The 23,423-nt window shown below is 31.3% G+C and carries 20 protein-coding genes and 1 pseudogene; 10 read left to right on the forward strand and 11 right to left on the reverse strand.

Going from position 1 to position 23,423, the window contains the following annotated elements:
- From QZ824_RS05220 to pyrE, 4 genes are all read right to left on the reverse strand, one after another.
- Window positions 1–1,145: class I SAM-dependent methyltransferase (locus QZ824_RS05220; protein WP_291274963.1), on the reverse strand; the 1,145-nt coding region annotated here is incomplete at its 3' end.
- On the reverse strand, window positions 1,145–2,233 hold the full coding sequence (locus QZ824_RS05225) for an AI-2E family transporter (RefSeq protein WP_291274964.1): 1,089 nt from the start codon (window positions 2,231–2,233) through the stop codon (window positions 1,145–1,147). The genes QZ824_RS05225 and QZ824_RS05220, both read right to left, overlap by 1 nt.
- A gap of 118 nt (window positions 2,234–2,351) precedes the next feature.
- Window positions 2,352–2,744 carry an SRPBCC family protein gene (locus tag QZ824_RS05230; RefSeq protein ID WP_291274965.1) on the reverse strand — a complete coding sequence of 131 codons (393 nt, stop codon included), beginning with the start codon at window positions 2,742–2,744 and terminating at the stop codon, window positions 2,352–2,354.
- Window positions 2,745–2,771: 27 nt separating this feature from the next.
- On the reverse strand, window positions 2,772–3,413 hold the full coding sequence (pyrE, locus tag QZ824_RS05235) for an orotate phosphoribosyltransferase (protein ID WP_291274966.1): 642 nt from the start codon (window positions 3,411–3,413) through the stop codon (window positions 2,772–2,774).
- Window positions 3,414–3,420: 7 nt separating this feature from the next.
- On the opposite strand from pyrE, the gene QZ824_RS05240 reads away from it, so the two are divergent.
- From QZ824_RS05240 to QZ824_RS05265, 6 genes are all read left to right on the forward strand, one after another.
- Window positions 3,421–4,017 (forward strand): NUDIX domain-containing protein, encoded by a 597-nt coding sequence (locus QZ824_RS05240; protein WP_291274967.1) that lies wholly within the window; start codon window positions 3,421–3,423, stop codon window positions 4,015–4,017.
- A 107-nt stretch (window positions 4,018–4,124) separates the two neighbouring features.
- A complete protein-coding gene (locus QZ824_RS05245) occupies window positions 4,125–4,523 on the forward strand; it encodes a hypothetical protein (protein WP_291274968.1) in 399 nt (132 codons plus the stop codon).
- Window positions 4,524–4,606: 83 nt separating this feature from the next.
- Window positions 4,607–5,695 carry an efflux RND transporter periplasmic adaptor subunit gene (locus QZ824_RS05250; protein ID WP_291274969.1) on the forward strand — a complete coding sequence of 363 codons (1,089 nt, stop codon included), beginning with the start codon at window positions 4,607–4,609 and terminating at the stop codon, window positions 5,693–5,695.
- A gap of 21 nt (window positions 5,696–5,716) precedes the next feature.
- A complete protein-coding gene (locus QZ824_RS05255; protein ID WP_291274970.1) occupies window positions 5,717–8,926 on the forward strand; it encodes an efflux RND transporter permease subunit in 3,210 nt (1,069 codons plus the stop codon).
- Window positions 8,910–10,346 carry a TolC family protein gene (locus tag QZ824_RS05260; protein ID WP_291274971.1) on the forward strand — a complete coding sequence of 479 codons (1,437 nt, stop codon included), beginning with the start codon at window positions 8,910–8,912 and terminating at the stop codon, window positions 10,344–10,346. Before QZ824_RS05255 ends, QZ824_RS05260 begins: the two co-directional genes overlap by 17 nt.
- A gap of 84 nt (window positions 10,347–10,430) precedes the next feature.
- A complete protein-coding gene (locus QZ824_RS05265) occupies window positions 10,431–11,285 on the forward strand; it encodes a patatin-like phospholipase family protein (RefSeq protein ID WP_291274972.1) in 855 nt (284 codons plus the stop codon).
- Here the strand turns inward: QZ824_RS05265 and QZ824_RS05270 are convergent.
- The 3 genes from QZ824_RS05270 to QZ824_RS05280 are packed head-to-tail and all read right to left on the reverse strand — an operon-like array spanning window position 11,277 to window position 14,469.
- Window positions 11,277–12,992 (reverse strand): M14 family zinc carboxypeptidase, encoded by a 1,716-nt coding sequence (locus tag QZ824_RS05270; protein WP_291274973.1) that lies wholly within the window; start codon window positions 12,990–12,992, stop codon window positions 11,277–11,279. The genes QZ824_RS05265 and QZ824_RS05270 overlap by 9 nt on opposite strands.
- 43 nt (window positions 12,993–13,035) lie before the next feature.
- On the reverse strand, window positions 13,036–13,491 hold the full coding sequence (coaD, locus tag QZ824_RS05275; RefSeq protein WP_291274974.1) for a pantetheine-phosphate adenylyltransferase: 456 nt from the start codon (window positions 13,489–13,491) through the stop codon (window positions 13,036–13,038).
- 3 nt (window positions 13,492–13,494) lie between these two features.
- Window positions 13,495–14,469 carry a D-alanine--D-alanine ligase gene (locus QZ824_RS05280; protein ID WP_291274975.1) on the reverse strand — a complete coding sequence of 325 codons (975 nt, stop codon included), beginning with the start codon at window positions 14,467–14,469 and terminating at the stop codon, window positions 13,495–13,497.
- Between the two features lie 156 nt (window positions 14,470–14,625).
- Here QZ824_RS05280 and QZ824_RS05285 point away from each other — a divergent pair, with 156 nt between their 5' ends.
- The 3 genes from QZ824_RS05285 (at window position 14,626) to QZ824_RS05295 (ending at window position 19,917) form a co-directional block, all read left to right on the forward strand.
- On the forward strand, window positions 14,626–15,240 hold the full coding sequence (locus QZ824_RS05285; RefSeq protein WP_291274976.1) for a PASTA domain-containing protein: 615 nt from the start codon (window positions 14,626–14,628) through the stop codon (window positions 15,238–15,240).
- Window positions 15,241–15,245: 5 nt separating this feature from the next.
- Complete coding sequence (locus QZ824_RS05290; protein ID WP_291274977.1) at window positions 15,246–16,280, forward strand: RluA family pseudouridine synthase; 1,035 nt, start codon at window positions 15,246–15,248, stop codon at window positions 16,278–16,280.
- 211 nt (window positions 16,281–16,491) lie between these two features.
- A complete protein-coding gene (locus tag QZ824_RS05295; protein WP_291274978.1) occupies window positions 16,492–19,917 on the forward strand; it encodes a methylmalonyl-CoA mutase family protein in 3,426 nt (1,141 codons plus the stop codon).
- Window positions 19,918–19,977: 60 nt separating this feature from the next.
- On the opposite strand, the gene QZ824_RS05300 is transcribed toward QZ824_RS05295, so the two are convergent.
- The 4 genes from QZ824_RS05300 to tsaD are packed head-to-tail and all read right to left on the reverse strand — an operon-like array spanning window position 19,978 to window position 22,855.
- Window positions 19,978–20,478, reverse strand: a complete 501-nt coding sequence (locus QZ824_RS05300) for a TrmH family RNA methyltransferase (RefSeq protein ID WP_291274979.1) — start codon at window positions 20,476–20,478, stop codon at window positions 19,978–19,980.
- Window positions 20,478–21,119 (reverse strand): DUF4159 domain-containing protein, encoded by a 642-nt coding sequence (locus tag QZ824_RS05305; protein WP_291274980.1) that lies wholly within the window; start codon window positions 21,117–21,119, stop codon window positions 20,478–20,480. The genes QZ824_RS05300 and QZ824_RS05305 overlap by 1 nt, the downstream gene beginning before the upstream one ends.
- A gap of 1 nt (window position 21,120) precedes the next feature.
- Window positions 21,121–21,825 carry a 16S rRNA (uracil(1498)-N(3))-methyltransferase gene (locus QZ824_RS05310; protein ID WP_291274981.1) on the reverse strand — a complete coding sequence of 235 codons (705 nt, stop codon included), beginning with the start codon at window positions 21,823–21,825 and terminating at the stop codon, window positions 21,121–21,123.
- 4 nt (window positions 21,826–21,829) lie between these two features.
- Window positions 21,830–22,855 (reverse strand): tRNA (adenosine(37)-N6)-threonylcarbamoyltransferase complex transferase subunit TsaD, encoded by a 1,026-nt coding sequence (gene tsaD / locus QZ824_RS05315; RefSeq protein WP_291274982.1) that lies wholly within the window; start codon window positions 22,853–22,855, stop codon window positions 21,830–21,832.
- Window positions 22,856–22,963: 108 nt separating this feature from the next.
- Between tsaD and QZ824_RS05320 the strand changes: the two are divergent.
- A pseudogene (locus tag QZ824_RS05320) lies at window positions 22,964–23,423 on the forward strand (hypothetical protein); the annotation flags it as partial.

Consider the following 23,423-nt stretch of genomic DNA (forward strand, 5'->3'; position numbering starts at 1 on the left):
TCTTCATTTTTGGCAGTAGTAAAAAAGGAATAATTTTCACCTCCATCTTTAATTTTATATTTTTTTCTAATTTCTTCCACTGAAAGAGGAAAATTTCTGGTCGTGATATTCATCTTTTTGCCTTCTAATTGGTTTTTCATTTCTGTTTTTTGGAATGGAATTACTTTTTCAATTTGAAAACTTCTTCCAGGAAATGTAATTAAATCGTCACTAGTAAATAAATGAGAGTGAAGGTGCAGTTTTGCTACGTTAAGTTGCTTACATAAATCATCTGCACAACCTGATTTTAATATTGAGGCATTAGGTTCATAAATATATTTTTTAGGATAAGCAAGAATAGCTTCATTCGTATTTCCGAGAATAAAACTATGTATATCTGTTTTCTTTTTTTGAATATTTACCGCTTTTATTTCAATAGTTGATGCTGTTTTTTTGTCTAAAAACCATAGTAGCTCTTTTACTTCATTTTCAACCGCGACTATATGAATTGATTTGACACATTTTAATTCTTTTATTCCTGCTGTAATATCTAGTATAGGAGCTGTTTTAATCAAAATTTGGTTAGTTCGGCTGAAATATAAATCTAAGTTTTCTGGAACATTTGGTAGGCAATCATTAAGTAAAAACACTTTTCCTTTGCTATTGTTACGTCTACTAGGATCGATGTAGATGAAGTCAAAAAAAGTAGTTGTTTCATTTAAAAAATCGAAGCTATTCTTTGAAATACATTCTATGTTATTTACATTTAGTTGAAGATTATTGTGAGCCACTATTTTGGAAAGTTCTTCATTTATTTCACAATGAAATACAGTTTTAAATTTCTTAGCAAAATAATAGCAATCAATTCCAAATCCACCAGTTAAATCAACTAGATTATAACCTGATATTAGACTTGATTTATATTTAGCTGTTTCTTCAGAGGACGTTTGTTCAATTGAGATACTCGCAGGATAATAAATATATTTAGTTGAAAACCACGTGGGTAATTTATCTTTGCTTTTCTGTTTGGCTACAATTTGATTGATTATATCTTTCCACTCTACCTTAGGAAATGGATTTTTTGATAAGGCAAGTTGGGCTATGTTTTTGTTTAAGCATTGAGTGATAAACTCTTGAATTTCATCTGTTAAAATAGTCTTATTCATTATAGATTTCTTGTTAGAATATGAATAAATTTATTTTTTGGAAAAAACTCTTTTAATACCACTTTTATTGCTGTGTAAAGCGGAATAGCAATAATCATTCCTGTTATTCCCATTAAAATTCCGGTGATTGAAATAATTATAAATATTTCTAGAGGATGTGAATTGGTACTTTTAGATGCAATTATTGGTTGACTAATGTTATTGTCAATGATTTGAACCAAAATATAGCCTATTAAAACGTAAGTAGTAGTAGGAACAATTACAGTATTAAAATCTTGATCAATATTACCTAGCATGGTTAAAAAAGCAGTAATAATGGCAGCTATTATTGGTCCTACAAAAGGGATTATGTTTAATATAGCACCTAAAAAGGCAATGATAAACGCATTTTCTACATGAAAAATTAATAATACAATTAAATATAATACAAAAACTACAAATAGTTGAAGAAGTAATCCAATAGCATATTTTGCTAGCATGTTTTTTATTTTTAGTAAAGAAGCCAATATTTTCCACTTTTGTCTTGTGGGTAATAAATATTTTAAATTTTTTGTTGCTAGTTCTTGGTCTTTCATTAAAAAAAATGCAATAAAAAAAATAGAAAACAAAGCCATTCCAAAATTACCTATTGATCCTATAATGGAATTTACAATATCAGTGATGAAGTTTAGATTTAAAGATTCAGATATTTTTTGGATATCAATATACTGGTTGTAGTCGATATTATGATTAAGTAACCATTTATCAATATTTTCTATAAATAGCAAGTAGTTTTTTTCAATTGCCTTGACATCTAACAATGATAATTTTTGACTTTGAGATAAGATTAATGGAATAAAAAGCATCAAAATTCCAATCGTTATAAATATAAAAACCAATAGAGAAGTAGTAATAGCCAATATGGGTTTAAATTTTAAACTTTTTTGAAGAAATTGAGCTATAGGTTCAGCTACAAAACTTAAAAGTAAGGCACAAACGATATAAATGATAATGGAAGAAAGCGAATAGAGTAAGTAAAGTCCTAGTGCTATTCCTATTAGAATGAAAATTGTTCGTAAGAGTGCATTAGAGATGGCAATACTTTTCATGTCTTATTTTTAATTCAAAAATACAAAAAACATCTGATTTCAAAACACGATATGGAAAATATAAGAGCATTAAAAAAAGCGACTAAAAAGCCGCTTTATAATGAAATGTCTTTTATAGTTATAATTTTGACATATTGTTAGCTAAGGTTTCAATAAATTTTCCAATAGGTCCTTTTACCATCATAGCCATCATAGGATTGAAATCACCTTCAAAAAACAATTGAATATCCGTAGATTGTTCATTTACAGCATCAAGTTGAGCAGTTAGAGTAAACGGCAATTTACTTGATGCAGCTCCTAAAACAACTTTTGAATGAGGTGTTACATCTTTTTTAACCAATTTAATTTCAGGCATTCCTTTTAAGCCAAACTCAAAGCAATTCTCATCAATTACTTCAAATTTTGCTATGTTTTCAGGCATTAATTTTTCAAAATTTTTAATATCGGTTAATGCATTAAAAATATATGATGCAGATTGTGCTACGTTTACTTTTGGACTTTCTAAGTTCATTTTACTATAGTGTTAATTTATTTATTATTAAATATTCCAAATGGAGGGATTAGCGTTCCAAGATTGTAGAGTTTCTAGTTCTTCTTCTGAAATATATTTTTTATCAACTGCTTTTTGAATTAAATTTTCGTAATTACTCAGGGTGAAAACTTCTAAATTTGCTTCTTCAATTTTTTCTTTCGATATTGAAAATCCGTAAGTAAAAATAGCTGCCATTCCTTTCACATTTGCACCTTCATTTCTGAGGGCATCAACGGCCAATAAACTACTACCACCTGTAGAAATTAAATCTTCTACGACTACTACATTTTGACCTTTTTGTAAAAATCCTTCCACTTGATTTTGTCTACCGTGCTTTTTAGGTTCAGGTCTTACATAAACGAAAGGTAAACCCATAGCTTCAGCAACAAGAATTCCTATCCCAATAGCTCCTGTTGCTACACCTGCAATAACATCTGGGCGACCAAATTTGTCTTCAATGTGTTTCACAAATTCATCTCTAATATAATTTCTAACCGCTGGAAATGAAAGAATTATACGGTTATCGCAATAAATAGGAGACTTCCATCCAGAAGCCCATGTAAAAGGATTTTTAGAATTCAGTTTAATTGCGTTTATTTGTAAAAGCAATTCGGCTGTTTGCTGTGCTGTGTTAACATTAAATATCATACTGCAAATGTATAAAGTTTTTGTGAACGAAAAACCACTTTTTTTGACAAATAAGGTGGAAAAAGAAACAAATTTTAGAATTTATTTGTTGGAAACAGTCAATTTTAGAAAAGTCATTTCTGAACTTTTTTTGAATAAAATTGACAGTGCACTTTTGTATCATCCTGATGAGAAATTAATCATGAAGACTTTGAAGTCTAAATTACCTGTAGCTAAAGCAGGTGGAGGATTAGTTTACAATCAAAACGGAGAAGTACTTTTTATTTTTAGAAATGGAAAATGGGATTTACCTAAAGGAGGTATCGAAAAAAACGAAGAAATTGAAGATACAGCCATTAGAGAAGTAGAGGAAGAGACAGGTGTAACTGGGTTGAAAATTACGGATAAGCTTCAAAAAACATATCATATCTTTAAACGTAATGGCAGATACAAACTCAAAATTACGTATTGGTATAAAATGAAAACTAATTTTACAGGAATTCCTAAACCTCAAGAAGATGAAGGAATTGAAAAAGTAGCTTGGCTTAAACCAGAAGAAATCCCTCAAGCTTTAGAAAACTCATATGAAAATATCAAGTTACTCTTTGAAGAAGTTCTTGTTTAAATATCATTAACAAATCATTTACAAATTAATTGAAATTAAACATTTACATTTGCTTCATAAATATAATTAAAGAATCTCTTAAATAATTTGATGAATCAAAAGTTTATATGAAGAAATTAAATTACAAATATTTCTTTTTACTTTTCATAGCTATGTTAAGTTGTTTTGGTGTATATACCAAAACAATTCACAATCAAGGCAGTTTAGTGCCTCGTTATGTTTTTCATCATTCTGAATTTAATTCACACCAAAAACACTACATTTCTCAAGGCTCACTGGCTTATGAAGTCGATTATGAGAATGTTGAAATTACGGAATCAGAATTAGAAGACTCTGAGTTAGATTTTGATTTTTTTTCTTCAACTTTTTTTTCAAAGTATTTAAATAATATTAGTTGTAATTATCTTTTTAAATCCTACATGAACGGGTTAAAAGATTGTTTTTTTACAAACTATTTAATCTCCATCCACTCCTTTAACGTTTTATTTTGTGTCTACAGACTGTGATGTTTTAATTTTTTTCGGATTTTTTCGGGATTTATCCCTATTTACTACTCAATTATTCCAAAAATTAATTAATATACAATATCATGGCTAAAAAAATTTTTATGCTATTAAGTCTAGTTAGTGTAGTCGCATTATCTAGTTGTGGTTCTAAACATGAAGAAAAAGAAGAGACAGCAAAGTATTTAGTGACTTCACCTGTTCAACAAGATACATTGGTTGAACGTAAATATGTTTGTCAAATACATTCAGTAAAGCATATCGAATTACGCGCCCTAGAGCAAGGATATTTACAAAAGATTTTTGTAGATGAAGGGCAAACAGTTGTTAAGGGGCAAAAAATGTTTCAAATTATGCCTAATGTTTATCAAGCTGAATTATCAAAATCAAAGGCTGAAGCAGAAACAGCTTTAATTGAATATAAAAACACAAAAGCATTAGCTGATAAAAATGTTGTATCTAAAAATGAGTTAGCATTAGCTAAAGCAAGATTAGATAAGGCAAGAGCTGAAGTGCAATTAGCTTCAACTCATTTAGGTTTTACAGATGTTAGAGCTCCTTTTACCGGAATTATGGACCATTTACATGTAAGAGAAGGTAGTTTGTTAGAAGAAGGTGAGCTGTTAACTACTCTTTCTGATAATAGTAAAATGTGGGTATATTTTAACGTTCCTGAAGCGGAGTATTTAAATTATATGACTAATAAAACTAGTAAAGATAAATTGAAAGTACATTTGCAAATGGCCAATGGTTCAATTTTTAATCAAGTAGGAATTGTAGAAACTATTGAAGGAGAATTCAATAATGAAACAGGAAATATTGCTTTTAGAGCTACATTCCCAAATCCTAACAAATTATTAAGACATGGTGAAACAGGTAATATTGTAGTTAAAAATAAATATCCAAATGCTATTTTAATTCCTCAAAAAGCCACATTTGAAGTATTGGATAAAAAATATGTATTTGTTCTTGATAAAAATAATGAGATACACCAAAAAGAAATCACTGTTGCAGAAGAAGAAGTACCTTATTTATTTATTGTTACAAAAGGTTTATCTAAAGAAGATAAAATCTTATTAGACGGTTTGAGAAAAGTGAAAGATGGTCAAAAAATCCATCCAGATTATCAAGATCCTAAGCAAGTTTTCCATTCATTAGAAGTAGAAGCGGAATAATCACTTTTAAAAACAATTTCTATGTTTAAGAATTTTATCAAACGACCAGTGATGGCGATCGTTGTATCGTTAATCATTATATTTATGGGATTACTTTCCATAAAAACATTGCCTATTTCTCAGTTTCCAGAAATTGCACCACCCAGAGTAATTGTAACATTAGCATATCCGGGAGCAAGTGCTGATGTATTAGTAAAGTCAGCCTTAATTCCACTTGAGCGCTCTATCAATGGAGTTCCTGGGATGAAATATATGGTTTCTGATGCAACTTCTGCGGGAGAAGCTACTATTCAGGTTGTTTTTGAATTGGGTACTGATCCTAATCAAGCTGTAGTAAATGTAAAAAACCGTGTAGATAAGGTAATTAATAATTTACCTCACTTAGTTCAACTCGAAGGAGTTATTGTTAATGTCGTTCAACCAAGTATGTTGATGTATATTAACTTGTATAGTAATGATAAAAACTCTGATGAGAAGTTTTTGTATAATTATGCTAACGTTAACATTATTCCTGAAATTCAACGTATTAATGGTATTTCACAAGCTCAAATTTTGGGTAATAGAAATTACGCCATGCGTATTTGGTTAAATCCAGACCGTATGCGCGCCTATAAAGTTTCAGTAGATGAAGTGATGAAAGCTATGGCCGAACAAAGTATTATAGGTCGACCAGGGCGTTTAGGACAAGCTACAGGAATTAAATCACAATCTTTGGAATATGTTCTTGTATACCAAGGAAGATATAACAAACCAGAACAATATGAGAATATCATTATTCGTTCAACGTCTGAAGGTGAAATTATCAAATTAAAAGATATTGGAAAAGTTCAGTTTGGAAGTGAATTCTTTGATATTTATTCTAATAAAGATGGACATCCTTCTGCAGCTATTCAATTGAAACAAGTATATGGTAGTAACGCCAGTGATGTAATTGAACAAGTAAAGCATAAAATGGAGGAACTAAAAGGATCATTCCCTCCAGGTATGAAATATGAAGTAAGTTATGATGTATCCAATTTCCTTGATGCTTCTATTGATAAAGTAATTCATACATTAGGGGAAGCATTTATTTTAGTAGCCTTAGTAGTATTTATTTTCTTAGGTGATTGGCGTTCTACTTTGATTCCAATTATTGCAGTTCCAATATCATTAATTGGTGCATTCATTTTTATGAAAGCATTTGGATTAACTATTAATTTAATTACGCTTTTCGCTTTAGTATTAGCAATTGGAATTGTAGTCGACGATGCCATAGTCGTCGTTGAAGCAGTTCACCTAAAGATGGAAGAAGATCATGTAGGACCTTACAAAGCTGTTCAACGCGTATTGGGTGAAATTGGAGGTGCAGTTGTAGCTATTACGTTGTTAATGACTTCTGTATTTGTTCCCGTGGCCTTTATGACCGGACCAGTAGGTGTGTTTTATAGACAGTTCTCTATTACAATGGCCTCTTCAATTGTGTTATCTGGAATTGTTGCCTTAACATTAACTCCAGTATTATGTGCTATGATTTTGAAAAATACACATGGACAACCAAGAAAGAAAACGCCAATTAATAGATTTATTGATGCATTTAACCGATGGTTTGAAAAATTAACGGGTAAATACACTAACATTTTAACTAAAATTGTTGATAGAAGATTAGTTACTTTCTTAGTTTTAGGTGGATTTGCAGTGGGTACTTTCTTTGTAAATGAAACATTGCCTGCCGGATTTATTCCTGGTGAAGACCAAGGTATGATTTATGCCATTATTCAAACACCTCCTGGATCAACTTTAGAAAACACCAATGCAGTGGCTAGAAAATTACAAGCTATTGCTAAGAAAGTAGAAGGTATCCAGTCGGTTTCTTCATTAGCAGGTTATGAAGTTTTAACAGAAGGACGTGGTTCTAATGCGGGTACTTGTTTGATTAACTTAAAACCTTGGGAAGATCGTGAACATTCTGTTCATGAAATTATAGAGGAATTAGAGGAAAAATCAAAAGACTTTGGTGCGGTAATAGAATATTTTGAACCACCTGCAGTGCCAGGTTATGGAGCAGCAGGAGGACTATCACTTCGTTTATTAGATAAAACCAATGGGGAAGATTACCATGAGTTTGATCGCATCAATAAAGAATTTATGAGCGAATTAGGTAAACGTAAAGAGTTAACAGGTTTGTTTACATTCTATGCGGCTAACTACCCGCAATATGAAATTGTCATAGATAACCAAGCGGCTATGCAAAAAGGTGTTTCTATTGGAAATGCTATGGAAAACTTAAACATATTGATTGGTTCAACCTACGAGCAAGGATTTATTCGCTTTAATAATTTCTTTAAAGTGTATGTTCAATCTGGGCCAGAATTTAGAAGATATGCCAGTGATTTACTAAACTATTACGTGAAAAACGATAAAGGAGAAATGGTGCCGTATTCTGCTTTTATGACATTGAAAAAGCGTCAAGGACCAAACGAAATTACTCGTTATAATTTATATAATTCTGCTGCAATTAGAGCGGTACCAGCTAATGGTTATACAACTGGAGAAGCTATTAAAGCCATTCAAGAGGTAGCTAAAAAACATTTGCCTCATGGATATGATGTGGATTGGGAAGGCTTATCTTTTGACGAAGCTAGAAGGGGTAATGAAGGAATTATCATTTTTGGAATTGTATTAATCTTTGTGTATTTAGTATTAGCTGCACAATACGAGAGCTTCATTTTACCAATGGCAGTTGTTTTATCTCTTCCTGCAGGTATTTTTGGTACGTTTTTCTTATTGAAATTATTCGGATTAGCGAATGATATTTATGCGCAAGTAGGATTGGTAATGCTGGTCGGATTATTAGGTAAAAATGCCGTACTAATTGTAGAGTACGCCGTTCAGAAAAATCAGCAAGGTATGTCAATTTTAGATTCGGCAATTGAAGGAGCCAAAGTACGTTTTAGACCCATTTTAATGACATCTTTTGCATTTATAGCTGGATTAATTCCTTTAGTAAAAGCTACAGGTGCTGGAGCTATTGGTAACAGAACAATTGGTACTTCTGCATTGGGTGGTATGTTATTCGGTACTATTTTCGGAGTAATATTAATCCCTGGATTGTATTATATTTTTGGAAAATTAGCTGAAGGTAGAAAAATGATTAAAAATGAAGATTTTACTCCTTTAACGGAAGATATTGAATACAATCATAAAGATAAAAAGCAAAAAAATAAAGAAAACAATCATGATGAGACAAAATAAAATCATTCAATCATTAGTGACTGGAAGTTTATTTTTGGCTATTTCTTGTGGAATTCCAAAAGTAACGATAAAAGAAAATCAAGTAAATGTTCCTTCGAGTTATGTAACTAACTCGAAAGAAACATCTACTGATGCTAAAATAAAATGGAAAACATTTTTTGATGATCCTAATTTGCAGCAATTAATTGATTTGGCCCTTGTTAATAATAAAGAGTTGAATATCTTGATGCAAAAAGTAGCTATGTCTCAAAATGAAATTCAGGCTAAAACTGGTGAATATTTACCGAGTATAGGTTTTGGTGCAGGTGCAGATTTAGACAAGGTTGGTAAATACACCAGAAATGGTGCGGTTGAAGAAAATTTAAACATAAGAGAAGAAGAAAAGTTTCCAGAGCCTCTAACTAATTATAAGTTTGGGTTATACAGTACTTGGGAATTAGACGTCTGGAAAAAATTACGCAATGCTAAGAAAGTGGCGGTAATGGAATTCATGGCTTCTCAAGAAGGAAAAAATTATTTAGTTACTAATCTTGTAGCAGAAATTTCATCTTCTTATTATGAGTTAATCGCCTTAGATAGTCAATTAAAAAATCTTGAGCAAAATATTGATATTCAAAAGAATGCTCTAGACATTGTTAAATTACTTAAAGAATCAGCCAGAACTACGCAATTAGCTGTAAAACGATTTGAGGCAGAAGTGCAAAAAAATCAAAGTGAAATTTACAATTTAAAACAAGATATCATTGAAACGGAGAATAAAATCAATTTTTTAGTGGGTCGAATTCCTCAACCCATTGTTCGAAGCACAGTGAATTTTCTCCAAATGGAACCTAAAATGGTCCAAACAGGTTTGCCATCAGATTTATTAGAAAATCGTCCAGATATCAAGCAAGCTCAGCTTGAGATGGAAGCAGCTAAATTAAATATTAAAGTAGCTAAAGCGAATTTTTATCCTTCTTTTGGTTTAAAGGCGGGTGTAGGTTATGAAGCCTTTAATCCTAAATTCTTACTGAGTTCACCTTCTTCATTATTATATAATTTAGCAGGTGATGCAATAATGCCTTTGGTAAATAGAAATGGAATTAAAGCGGCCTATAAAAATGCATCTGCAAAGCAAATTCAAACGGTTTATGAATACGAGCAAACTATTTTAAATGCTTATACTGAAGTTGTAAATCAAATGTCAAAAATTGATAATCTTCAGCAGTCATTTAAATTAAAAAGAGATCAAGTTGATGCATTAAATGAGTCTATTTCAATAGCTAATCAACTATTTCAATCCGCTCGTGCAGATTATATGGAAGTGTTGTTAACCCAACGAGATGCATTAGAAGCTAAAACAGCTTTAATTGAAACACGTAAAAACCAAATGCTTGCAGTAATTAATTTATATAAAGCACTTGGTGGAGGATGGAATTAATTTTTTTATAGTAAATTGAGTTAGTATTTAAAAAAGTCGTCAGAAATGGCGACTTTTTTTATATTTAAGGTAAAAAATAAATAGATGCAACAACGAGAAATTACACTTATTTTGTCAGGTGGTGGAGCTAGAGGTATTGCGCACATTGCTGTGATTGAAGCTTTGTTAAAAAAAGGATATGTTATACGTTCTATTTCTGGTACCTCAATGGGTGCTTTAATAGGAGGTGTGTATGCTGTTGGAAAGTTAGAAGAGTTTAAAGAGTGGTTATTGAAAGTTAATAAACAAAAAATATTTAAACTAATTGATTTTAGTTTTTCATCACAAGGATTAGTTAAAGGTGATCGAATTTTTAATGAAATTAAATCGTTTATTACTGATGTAGCTATTGAACAATTACCTGTAGTATACAATGCCACAGCATTTGATATTGCAAATAATAGGGAAGTAGTGTTTGATTCAGGAAGTCTATTTCAAGCCATACGAGCTTCAATTTCTATACCTACAATTTTTACTCCAGTACTTCTTAATGATGCTGTTTTTGTTGATGGTGGAGTAGTGAATAATTTACCTATTAGTAATGCTATTAGAACTCCAAATGATCTTGTTATTGCAGTTAATGTGAATGGTGGTCTTTCAGAAGAGGTTACAACTTCATCTAAAATATTTAAAAATAATTCACAATATTCTTTGAAATCATTGATTAAAAGTAAGGATAGGAAAATAAATTATTTTACTTTGATTAATACGACCCTAGTTACTATGACCAATCATATGTCAAATGTACTATTGGAAAAGAATCCTCCTGATATTTTAATTGATATTTCAAGAGATTGTGCGGGTATATTTGAATTTTATAGAGCTCAAGAGATAATCGAATTCGGTGAAAAAGCAATAATTAAAGCTATGCCAGAAATTGAAGCAAAAATATTATTCTAACGTTCTGTAAACTGGATATTGTAAATGTGCTTTTTCATAATAAATAGAATGCTTGTAAATCCAATCGAGTTGAGCTGTACCATTTTCCGAAAAGGCCTTTTCCTCCTTTTTTTTGGTTTCAAATTTATCCCTTAAATTCGGATTTTTTGCTAATAATTCACTTGCAATATCTTCAAAAACATAGGCAGAAAAATATTCTTTTTGTTGTAAAATAGCATCGAAAAAATTCCAATTAAAATAAGAATCAACAGCTTCAGGTTCTAATGTTTCTAGTAAATATTTTACTCCAAACTGATTGGTTGGAAACAAATAATCTCCTTTCATAAATCTTATTTTTTCCTTAGATTTTGAAATTTTGGTGTTATAATGTCCATAGTGTCCTTCATATGCCGATTTGCTGGTTTGATATTCTATAATTTTATAGCTTTCAACTTCAATTATAGAATCGCTATCTAAAATGTTATAGGTTAAACCATTTAATTTTAAAAGATCTAATATTGGCCATTGTGATTGAGGAACAATATAAGCTTTAGGAATTTTTACAAATGAAATGGGTTTATAATTAGCATAAAAAGGGATAGGTCGGGTAAAAGGTCGATTTTTGTCATAGAACAAACGCTCTTTACCTGATACTGAACTAGCTATATATTTACCTTCATAGCCTTTAAAATTTAAGTGACTTACTTTTGTGGAATCAATGGTCCAACTTAAAGGATAGTCGTCTCCAGCTTTATATTCTTTTAAAGCTTCTTGTCTGTATTTTTTAATTTGAGATGCATTTTGATTAGCATAGTTTATTGTACTCACCATAAACTCGTAAGTCACTTTTACTCGGTCTTTGTAAGGTTTAAGCATATGTGTTTCTGGTACAAAACCTAATGTATGAAACAGTGTAGTGTAGCCCGTAGCATATCTTGGAGTATCAGTAAACTGTTCATAGCCTAAATCTGGTTTTGCCCCATGAATATTTACATAAGGGACAACATCTATTTTCTTTTTTAGCATGTCCTTTACAAGGGAAGGATACATTTCATTTATAAAATAATTTCCTAAACTATTTCCTAATCGTTCGTGTTGAGTGGCTATACAAGTGAATGTGTATTGATAATCAGCACCATTAGATACATGATTATCCAAAAAAATATCAGGCTGAACAAGGTGAAAAATCTGCTGAAAACTTTTAGCGTTACGTGTGTCAGATTTAATAAAATCTCGATTCAAATCAAAGTTTCTTGCATTCCCTCTAAAACCATAAGATTCTGGACCATTTTGATTGGCTCTTGATGAACTATTTCGGTTTAACATTCCGTCAATATTATAAACCGGAATTACAATAATTTGGGTATTTCTTGAAGTTTTTATTTTGTTCAAAGCCAAATCCCTTACTAATGACATGGAGGCATCAATTCCATCTGGCTCACCTGGATGAATTCCGTTATTAATTAATATTTTGGTTTTATCAGATGTGAAACTAAAATCTTTATCAGATGAATAAATTATTATATGAAGAGGTTTTCCACTATCTGTTAAACCCATTTCTTGCATATGGATGGTTTCAAAATAAGCATCTAGTTTTTGATAATAGGCTATGCATTCTTCGTATGTTACAGATTGGTTACCGTTTCCTTTTTCGAAGGTTGTTTTCCAATCATTTTGAGAAAAGCATAATTGGGTTATTAATACAAATACTAAAACTATTTTGTTCATATATGAGTAAATCTAAATGATAAAAGTAATTTATGAGACTGACTTATTTTTTCAAAACAGATTCAGGAACTAACTGAGAAATATCCCCTCCATTTCTTAAAACATCTCTGACTATACTTGAAGAAATAAAAGAGGTTCTTGCAGCTGTTAGTAGAAATACAGTTTCAATTTTTGACATCACCCTATTGGTATGTGCAATTGCTTTTTCAAATTCAAAATCGGCAGGATTCCTTAAACCTCTTAAAATAAAACCAGCTTTTTGTTTTTTACATAAGTCAATAGTCAATCCTGTGTAAGTTATTACTTTAACTTTAGGCTCGTGTTTAAACGCTTCTTCTATAAATTGTTTTCTATCTTCAAGAGAATACATATATTTTTTATCTGCATTGACACCAATAGCAACTATTATTTCATCAAATAAAGAAACACCTCTATTAATTATGTCATAGTGTCCATTGGTAATAGGATCAAAAGAACCTGGAAATATAGCTTTTTTCATTGTTTATTTTTTTAAGGCAAGTTCAATAGCATTTTCAAATAATTCATGTAATGAAATTCCAGCTTCTCTTGCTTGTTGTGGAAGAATACTTTCAGTTGTTAATCCAGGGATGGTATTCATTTCTAACATATGCGGTTCTCCATCTACAATTATAAATTCACTTCTTGAAAAACCTGACATTTTTAAAACTTCATATGCCTTTTTTGCGGTTGCTTCAACTTTTACTTTAATTTCATCTGAAATTCGTGCAGGTGTAATTTCTTGCGACTTACCTAAATATTTAGCTTCGTAATCAAAAAAATCGTTTTCCGATACTATTTCAGTTATTGGTAAAACTTTGATTTCGCCCTTAAAATTAATAACCCCAACCGAAACTTCTGTTCCATCTAAGAAACTTTCAATAATAATTTCATTATCTTCTTTATATGCACTTTCAATAGCAGGAAGTAATTCTTCATTTGTTTTTACTTTTGAAATTCCGAAGCTAGAACCTGATTTATTTGGTTTAACAAAACAAGGTAGTCCAACAGTTTCAATAATTAACTTGGTGTTTATTTCATCACCTTTATTTAGGTAATAGGAAGTTGCTGTTTTTATGCCATATGGCTTTAAAACGGATAACAAATCACGTTTGTTAAAAGTTAATGCTGCTTGATAATAATTACATGATGTTTGAGGAATTTGCAATAATTCAAAATAGGCTTGCATTAATCCGTCTTCTCCAGGCGTACCATGAATAGCATTAAAAACAACATCAAAAGTTATTTTAGTTCCATCTACATCAACTGAAAAATCATTTTTATTAATTGGATATTCTTGTTCGTTAGCGTCTACATAAACCCATTTCTCCTTAAAAATATGTATGCGATAGGCGTTGAATTTTGAAGTATCTAAATGATTAAAAACTACATTTCCACTTGTTAAGGAGATTTTATATTCACTTGAATAACCTCCCATTATAATTGCTACGTTTGTCATTAGTTCTATATACAATATGTTTCATACAAATTTATTATAAATACTTTAGTGTAAAAAAGAAATTTGAAATAAACTAAAAAGGTTTTTTTAGCGTTAAGCAGATATTAACATTGTATCCAAAAAGAAATTTAGTATTTTTGCTAAAATTATTGACATATGAGTTTAGGAAAGTTTCTAACTAGTTTTACGTTTTTCAAGCAATTATTTTTAGCTATTGTTATTACAGTAGTTTTTTTATTCGCCTTAATCAAATTTTTAGATTTCAGAACCAATCATGGAGAAGAAATTAATGTTCCAGATTTGTCTAAAATGAAATTAGAAGTAGCTGAGGAAAAATTAGATGAAGATGGCTTAGAAGTTTTCTTGCTTGACACAGTAGATTTCCGACCTGAATTTCCTCCTTACACGATTGTAGAACAAGACCCTAAGCCTAATTCTAAAGTAAAAGACGGTAGAAAAATATATGTTAAATTGAATGCAGGAGGATACACAACTGTTATTATTCCCGATCTTATTAATAAAACATTCCGTCAAGCTGCAAGTACTATTCGTGCGTTAGGATTAGTTGAAGGTAAAACAAAATATGTACCAAATATTGCAAAAGATGTAGTTTTAGAAGTCTTACAAAATGGTAAAAAACTAAAACCAGGCGATAAAATTCTTAAAAATTCGACTGTTGATTTTGTATTAGGTGATGGAAAAGAGTTATTTAAAGAGGAAGAATTAGATTCTATACCAACACAAAATATTGATACAACAACAACCCCATAAAACAGATGCAAGAATTTTTAAATGAAAATGAATTTGAGGATGATTTGTATGAACATCATCGTTTTGTAGTTGCTAAAGGACAACAATCACTTCGTGTAGATAAATTCTTAATGAATGTTATTGAGAATACAACTCGTAATAAAATTCAAAAAGCTGCAGATGCAGGAAATATTTTCGTTAATGAAATAGTTGTAAAATCTAATTATAAAGTTAAGCCTAACGACGTTGTTCGAGTAATGATGGAACATCCACCTTACGAACATCTTTTAAAAGGTGAAAATATACCAATTGATATTGTTTATGAAGATGATCAAGTGTTGGTTGTAAATAAACCAGCAGGAATGGTAGTCCATCCTGGACATGGAAATTATTCTGGAACGTTAGTTAATGCATTAGCATTTCACTTTGATAATTTGCCTATGAATTCTAGTGAAAGACCTGGGGTGGTTCACCGAATTGATAAAGATACTTCAGGTTTATTAGTAGTTGCAAAAACGGAGCATGCTATGAACCATTTAACGAAACAATTTGCTGAAAAAACTTCTGAAAGAGAATATGTGGCTATTGTTTGGGGAAATATAGAAGAAGAAGAAGGTACAGTTGAAGGAAATATAGATCGACATCAAACAAACCGTATGCAAATGGCTGTCTATCCAGATGGTGAAAAAGGTAAACCAGCTGTAACACATTACAAAGTTATCGAACGATTAGGCTATGTAACAGTTGTTTCTTGTAAACTAGAAACGGGACGTACACACCAAATACGCGTGCATATGAAGTACATTGGGCACACCTTGTTCAATGATGAGCGTTATGGAGGAGACCAAATTTTAAAAGGTACTACTTTCACAAAATACAAACAATTTGTAGATAATTGTTTTAAAACATTACCAAGGCAAGCACTACATGCCAAAACCTTAGGATTTGAACATCCAACTTCAGGTGAATTTTTAAGATTTGATACTGAAATACCAAAAGATATGGTAGATTGTATTGAAAAATGGCGTACATATTCTAAAGCTGTGCAAATAGAGGAATAATTTGAAAATCAAAAGATTATATTGATTTTTTTCATTTATTGTAAAATAGATTTCATTTCTTATTTTGGAATAATGAACTTCTTTTTGTAAAAAATTGAATATTTAGTTGAAAAAATACAATTTCAATTTCAATTCATTAAAAATCACTTTTGATTTTCCTTTTTTTTAATAAATCCTTAAATTGCATCACTTTTAATTTGATTTATTAAAAATGGAACAAGTACAACCTTATCAACCAAAAAATAAAGTTAGAATTGTAACCGCTGCCTCTCTTTTTGATGGGCATGATGCGGCCATCAATATTATGCGTAGAATTATTCAAGCTACAGGCGTTGAAGTCATTCACTTAGGCCATGATAGAAGTGTGGAAGAAGTAGTAAATACGGCTATTCAAGAAGATGCTAATGCTATTGCCATGACCTCATATCAAGGGGGACATAACGAATATTTTAAGTATATGTATGATTTGCTAAAAGAAAAAGGAGCAGGTCATATTAAGATTTTTGGAGGAGGAGGAGGTGTAATTCTACCTTCAGAGATTGAAGAGTTACACGCCTATGGAATTACTAAAATTTACTCTCCAGATGATGGTCGTGCTCTTGGTTTACAAGGTATGATTAACGACTTGGTGCAAAAAGCAGATTTTCCTGTGGGAGATGTGTTACATGGAGAAGCAGAACATTTAGAAGAGAAGAACCCTAGAGCGATTGCTCGTGTAATCTCGGCAGCTGAAAATTTCCCTGAAATTGCAAAAGAAACGTTAGATAAAATTCACGTCGCAAATGAAACTTCTAAAATTCCAGTTTTAGGAATTACAGGAACAGGTGGTGCAGGAAAATCATCTCTAGTAGATGAATTAGTACGTCGTTTCTTAATCGATTTCCCTGAAAAAACTATCGGATTAATTTCGGTGGATCCATCAAAACGTAAAACAGGTGGTGCTTTATTGGGAGATAGAATTCGTATGAATGCGATTAATAATCCTCGTGTTTATATGCGTTCATTAGCTACTCGTCAATCTAATTTAGCTTTATCAAAATATGTAGCCGAAGCTATTCAAGTTTTGAAAGCAGCTAAATATGATTTAATTATTTTAGAAACTTCAGGAATTGGACAATCGGATACTGAAATTTTAGACCATTCTGATGTTTCTTTATATGTAATGACGCCTGAATTTGGTGCAGCAACTCAGTTAGAGAAAATTGATATGTTGGATTTTGCTGATTTAGTGGCGTTAAATAAATTCGACAAGCGAGGTGCTTTAGATGCCATTCGAGATGTAAAAAAACAATACCAACGCAATCATAACCTTTGGGATGTAGATACAAACAAGATGCCAATTTTCGGAACTATAGCATCTCAATTCAACGATCCTGGAATGAACACGCTTTACAAGTCTATCATGGATAAGATTGTAGAGAAAACGGGAGCGGATTTGAAATCGACTTTCGAAATTACACGTGAAATGAGTGAGAAAATCTTCGTAATTCCTCCTCACAGAACGCGTTATTTATCTGAAATTGCTGAAAACAATAGAAAATATGACGAAACAGCGCTAACACAAGTAGAGGTGGCTCAAAAATTATACGGAATTTTCAAAACGATTGAATCAGTTAACGGAAATTTACCTCAAATTGACAAAGCGGGAATTATTGAAAGTTCGCTAAAAATCAATGAAAGCAACAAAGAGTTCTTGAACTTGTTATTGAAAGAATTCGATAGAGTAAAAATGAATTTAGACCCGTACAATTGGGAAATTTTGTTGACTTGGGAAGAAAAAGTAAACAAATACAAAAATCCAGTTTACTCGTTTAAAGTTCGTGATAAAGAAATCAAAATTGAAACCCATACTGAATCGTTATCGCATTCTCAAATTCCAAAGGTGGCCTTACCAAAATACCAAGCTTGGGGCGATATCTTAAAATGGAATTTACAAGAAAACGTACCAGGAGAATTCCCATTTGCATCGGGATTGTATCCATTCAAACGTGAAGGTGAAGATCCAACACGTATGTTTGCTGGAGAAGGAGGGCCAGAAAGAACGAATCGTCGTTTCCATTATGTTTCTTTAGGAATGCCAGCTAAACGTTTATCAACAGCTTTCGACTCAGTAACTTTATATGGAAATGACCCAGACCATAGACCCGATATTTACGGAAAAATTGGTAATGCTGGAGTTTCAATTTGTTGTTTGGACGATGCAAAAAAATTATACTCAGGTTTCGATTTGAGTCACCCAGCGACTTCGGTTTCTATGACCATTAACGGTCCAGCACCTATGTTGTTGGGATTCTTTATGAATGCTGCTATCGACCAAAATTGTGAAAAATACATCAAAGAAAATGGATTAGAAGCGGAAGTTGAGAAAAAGAAAAAAGAGCTTTATGATGATAAAGGTTTAGAAAGACCAAGATATAACGGAGAATTACCAGAAGGAAATGATGGTTTAGGGTTGTTACTTTTAGGAGTAACGGGAGACCAAGTGTTACCAGCAGATGTATACCATGATATCAAAGTGAAAACATTAGCGCAAGTTCGTGGAACGGTTCAAGCGGATATTTTAAAAGAAGATCAAGCGCAAAATACATGTATTTTCTCTACGGAGTTCGCATTACGTTTGATGGGAGATGTTCAAGAATATTTCATCAAGCAAAATGTGCGTAACTTCTATTCGGTTTCGATTTCAGGTTATCATATTGCGGAAGCGGGAGCGAACCCAATCACACAGTTAGCTTTTACTCTAGCAAATGGATTTACTTACGTAGAGTATTACTTAAGTAGAGGAATGAACATTAATGACTTCGGTCCGAATTTATCATTCTTCTTTTCTAATGGTATCGATCCTGAATATGCAGTAATTGGTCGTGTGGCTCGTAAAATTTGGGCAAAAGCCTTGAAAAACAAATACGGAGCAAACGAAAGAGCACAAATGTTGAAATACCATATTCAAACTTCTGGACGTTCGTTACACGCGCAAGAAATTGATTTCAATGATATTCGTACTACTTTACAAGCGTTATATGCGATATATGACAACTGTAATTCATTACATACCAATGCATATGATGAAGCAATTACGACTCCAACAGAAGAATCGGTACGTAGAGCAATGGCGATTCAGTTGATTATCAATAAAGAATTAGGTTTAGCTAAAAACGAAAATCCAATTCAAGGTTCGTTCATTATTGAAGAATTAACTGATTTAGTTGAAGAAGCAGTTTTAGCTGAATTTGATAGAATTACTGAAAGAGGAGGGGTCTTAGGTGCTATGGAAACTATGTATCAAAGAAGTAAAATCCAAGAGGAATCGTTGTATTATGAAACTTTGAAACATACAGGAGAATTTCCAATTATTGGAGTAAATACTTTCTTGAGTTCTAAAGGTTCGCCTACGGTTATTCCTGCTGAAGTTATTCGTGCAACGGAAGAGGAAAAACAATTCCAAATTAGAACTTTAGAGAATTTACATCAAGCAAAAGTAAAAGAAGTAGAACAGCAGATTGCAGTTATTCAAGAAGCTGCAATTCAAAATCAAAATATTTTTGAAAAATTAATGGAGGCTGCTAAGGTGTGTTCATTAGGACAAATTACCGCTGCTTTATTTGAGGTAGGTGGTCAGTATCGACGCAACATGTAAGAAATATTGTATTTTATAGATAAGAAAGACCTTTTATTAAAAGGTCTTTCTTGTTTATAACTAAAATTTTTGCGACAAACAATACAAAACGATGGATAGAGCATGTGTTACATTCATACTACTATTTTTTCCGTACATAGGAATATGAACAGTACTTTCACAATAGGGCAAAATTTCTTCTGAAATTCCAAACACCTCACTTCCAATAATTATGGCTGTTTCTTTTGTAAAATCAAATTGAAACTCATGTAATGAAATACTATTATTTGTAATTTCTATTCCTATGACTTGCTCGTAATTTTTCTTTATGTTCTGTATTAAATCTTCTTTATCAAGAATAATTTCATAAGGTAAATGCTTATGTGTACTTCTTGATGTTTTATTTATCTTTCTCTCTGAGAATACTAGATTTTTTCCTGATAAAATAATCTTTTTAACTCCAAAAGCATCACATAATCTAAAAACTGAACCAATATTTTCTTGAAAGTAAATACCATCACAGATTACTGTTATAGGGAACGCTTTTTGCTCAAAATAAGTATTGTTATGATGAAGTTGCATTAATTTTTGAATACATAATTAATAATATTAGCACCCATTTTTAAAGCTTTTTCTCTAATAGATACAGGATCACCATGTACTTCTTGATTTTCCCAACCATCACCTAAATCACATTCATAGGTATACAATAAAGCTAGTCTCCCTTCTATAAAAATACCAAATGCTTGTGGTTGCTTATTATCATGTTCATGAATTTTAGGTAAACCATTAGGAAAGGCATAAGGTCCTTGGAAAATAGGATGTGATTTTGGGATTTCAACTAAAGAATTATCTGGGAATAGCTTTTTTATTTCTTTACGGACGAATTCATCCATTCCGTAGTTATCATCAATATGTAAAAAACCTCCTGCCATCAAGTAATTTCTCAAATTTTGGATTTCATTTGAACTAAAAACTACATTTCCATGTCCTGTCATATGAATAAATGGATACAAAAATAACTCAGAACTACTTGGCTCAACGGTTGCAACCTTATTGTTGATTTTTGTGTTGATGTTTTGATTACAAAACTTAACTAAGTTTGGTAAAGAAGTCGGATTAGCATACCAATCGCCTCCACCATTGTATTTGAGTATAGCTATTTCTTGTGAATAATGAATATTACACATAAATATCAAAAAGAGAAGAATTATTTTTTTCATATTATTCATTAATTAAAGCTATTGTGTGACAAGCTACTAATGCCGCTGTTTCTGTTCTTAATCTTGTTGTTCCCAAACTTACAGGAATAAAGTTTTGACTTAAAGCACGATTAATCTCTTTAGAGCTAAAATCACCTTCAGGACCAATTAAAATTAAAACTTTTTCTTTAGGTTTTACTTCATTTTTAAATGACTTTTTATCTGCTTCTTCACAATGAGCAATGAATTTTTGACCGTCAAAATTTTGTTTTAAAAATTCTTCAAAAGAAATGGGCTCATTGATTTTTGGTAAAAAATATTGGTTAGATTGTTTCAGCGCAGATTGAATAATTTTTTCTGCTCGATCAATTTTATAAATTTTGCGTTCAGAGTGGTCACAAATGATAGGTGTAATTTCATGAATTCCAATTTCAGTAGCTTTCTCTAAAAACCATTCCAAACGGTCATTCATTTTAGTAGGAGCCACTGCTATATGTGTATAGAAATTAGTTGGATTAAACGATTTTATTTCAATGATTTTAACCTCACATTTTTTTTCAGAAGCTAAGTTTATTTGTGAAATATATAATTCTCCTAATCCATTGGTTATGTGTATTTTATCACCTTCTTTTTTTCGTAAAACTTTAACTATATGTTTACTTTCTTCTTTATCAAAAGAAAACGTACTATCCAATTTTTTTATCTCAGAATTATAGAATAATTGCATAATATTAAAATTCTATTCGCGCTTTTGACACGATGTTAGTTGAGCTGAAGTTTTGTTCCAAAAAATTATAATAACCTACAATACCAATCATAGCAGCATTGTCTGTTGTATATTCAAATTTAGGGATAAAAGTTTTCCAACCGTATTTTTTTTCTGCTTCTTTTAATGTAGTTCGAATTCCAGAATTTGCCGAAACGCCTCCACCAATAGCTATTTGTTTGATTCCAGTTTCTTTAACCGCTAATTTGATTTTATCCATCAAAATTTCAATGATTGTATGTTGTATTGAAGCACAGATATCAGCTTTATTTTCTTCAATAAAATTTGGATTACTAGCCATATTCTTTTGAACAAAGTAAAGAATTTGAGTTTTTAAACCACTGAAACTAAAATTTAATCCGTCTACTTTAGGTTTTGTAAAAGGAAAAGCTTTTGGATTTCCCTCCTTTGCAAATTGATCAATTAAAGGTCCTCCAGGGTACGGTAATCCAAGTATTTTAGCACTTTTATCAAATGCTTCTCCAACGGCATCATCTGTTGTTTCTCCTATTATTTCTAAATTAAAAAAACTAGTCACTTTTACAATTTGTGTATGTCCACCAGAAATTGTCATAGCTAAAAAAGGAAACGTTGGTTTGTCAAATCCTTCTTCTTCAATAAAATGAGCCAAAATATGTGCTTTCATATGATTTACCGCAACTAGCGGAATATTTAATCCTTGACTCAATGATTTTGCAAAACTACCACCTACCAATAATGACCCCATTAAGCCAGGTCCTTGTGTAAATGCAATACAATTTAATTGATTTTTAGATATGCCTGCCTTCTTCAAAGCTATATCTACAACGGGAACAATATTTTGTTGGTGTGCTCTTGAAGCTAATTCGGGAACGACACCGCCATATTCTTCATGAACACTTTGTCTAGCAACAATATTAGATAATACTTTGTCGTTGCATAATACCGCTGCAGAAGTGTCGTCACAAGAACTTTCAATAGCTAAAGTAAATATTTTTTGATTTTCAATCATAGTAGGCATGAAATTTGGTATTCATCTCTTTGTAATGTCCTACAAAATTGCTTATTTTTGTTGCTAATAGCAAGAAAAAAAGATTCTTTTTAATTCTAAATTAAATTTTTGCCTATCAAAAAAGTTAGAAAAATAGTATTTCGTATCATTTTAGGAGTAATTGTGTTACTACTCTTGATGTGTATCTTGCTAGCTTTACCTTTTGTACAAACGCGTCTTGGGGCTTATGCTACTGATTTACTAAAACAAGATTTTGGTGTCAATATAAAAGTTGAACGAGTAGCAATAACACCTTTTGGAGGAGTTAAACTGAATGGTGTGTTGATTCGTGATCATCATCATGATACGTTGGCTCACTTTAAACGAATTAATACTTCTATCATCAGTTTTTCAAAATTATATGATAAAGGTCATCCTTATTTAGGAGCCTTACAAGCTGATGAACTAAATTTTAAGATTCGTCAGTATAAGGGAGAAATAGACACGAATTTAGATCGATTTGTGGCTGCATTTGATGATGGTAAAAAATCATCTGGTCGATTTAGAATGAAAATTAATTCTATACAAT

Origin of the sequence: Flavobacterium sp. (genome assembly GCF_021151785.1) — a bacterium.
In the GTDB taxonomy this organism is placed as follows: domain Bacteria; phylum Bacteroidota; class Bacteroidia; order Flavobacteriales; family Flavobacteriaceae; genus Flavobacterium.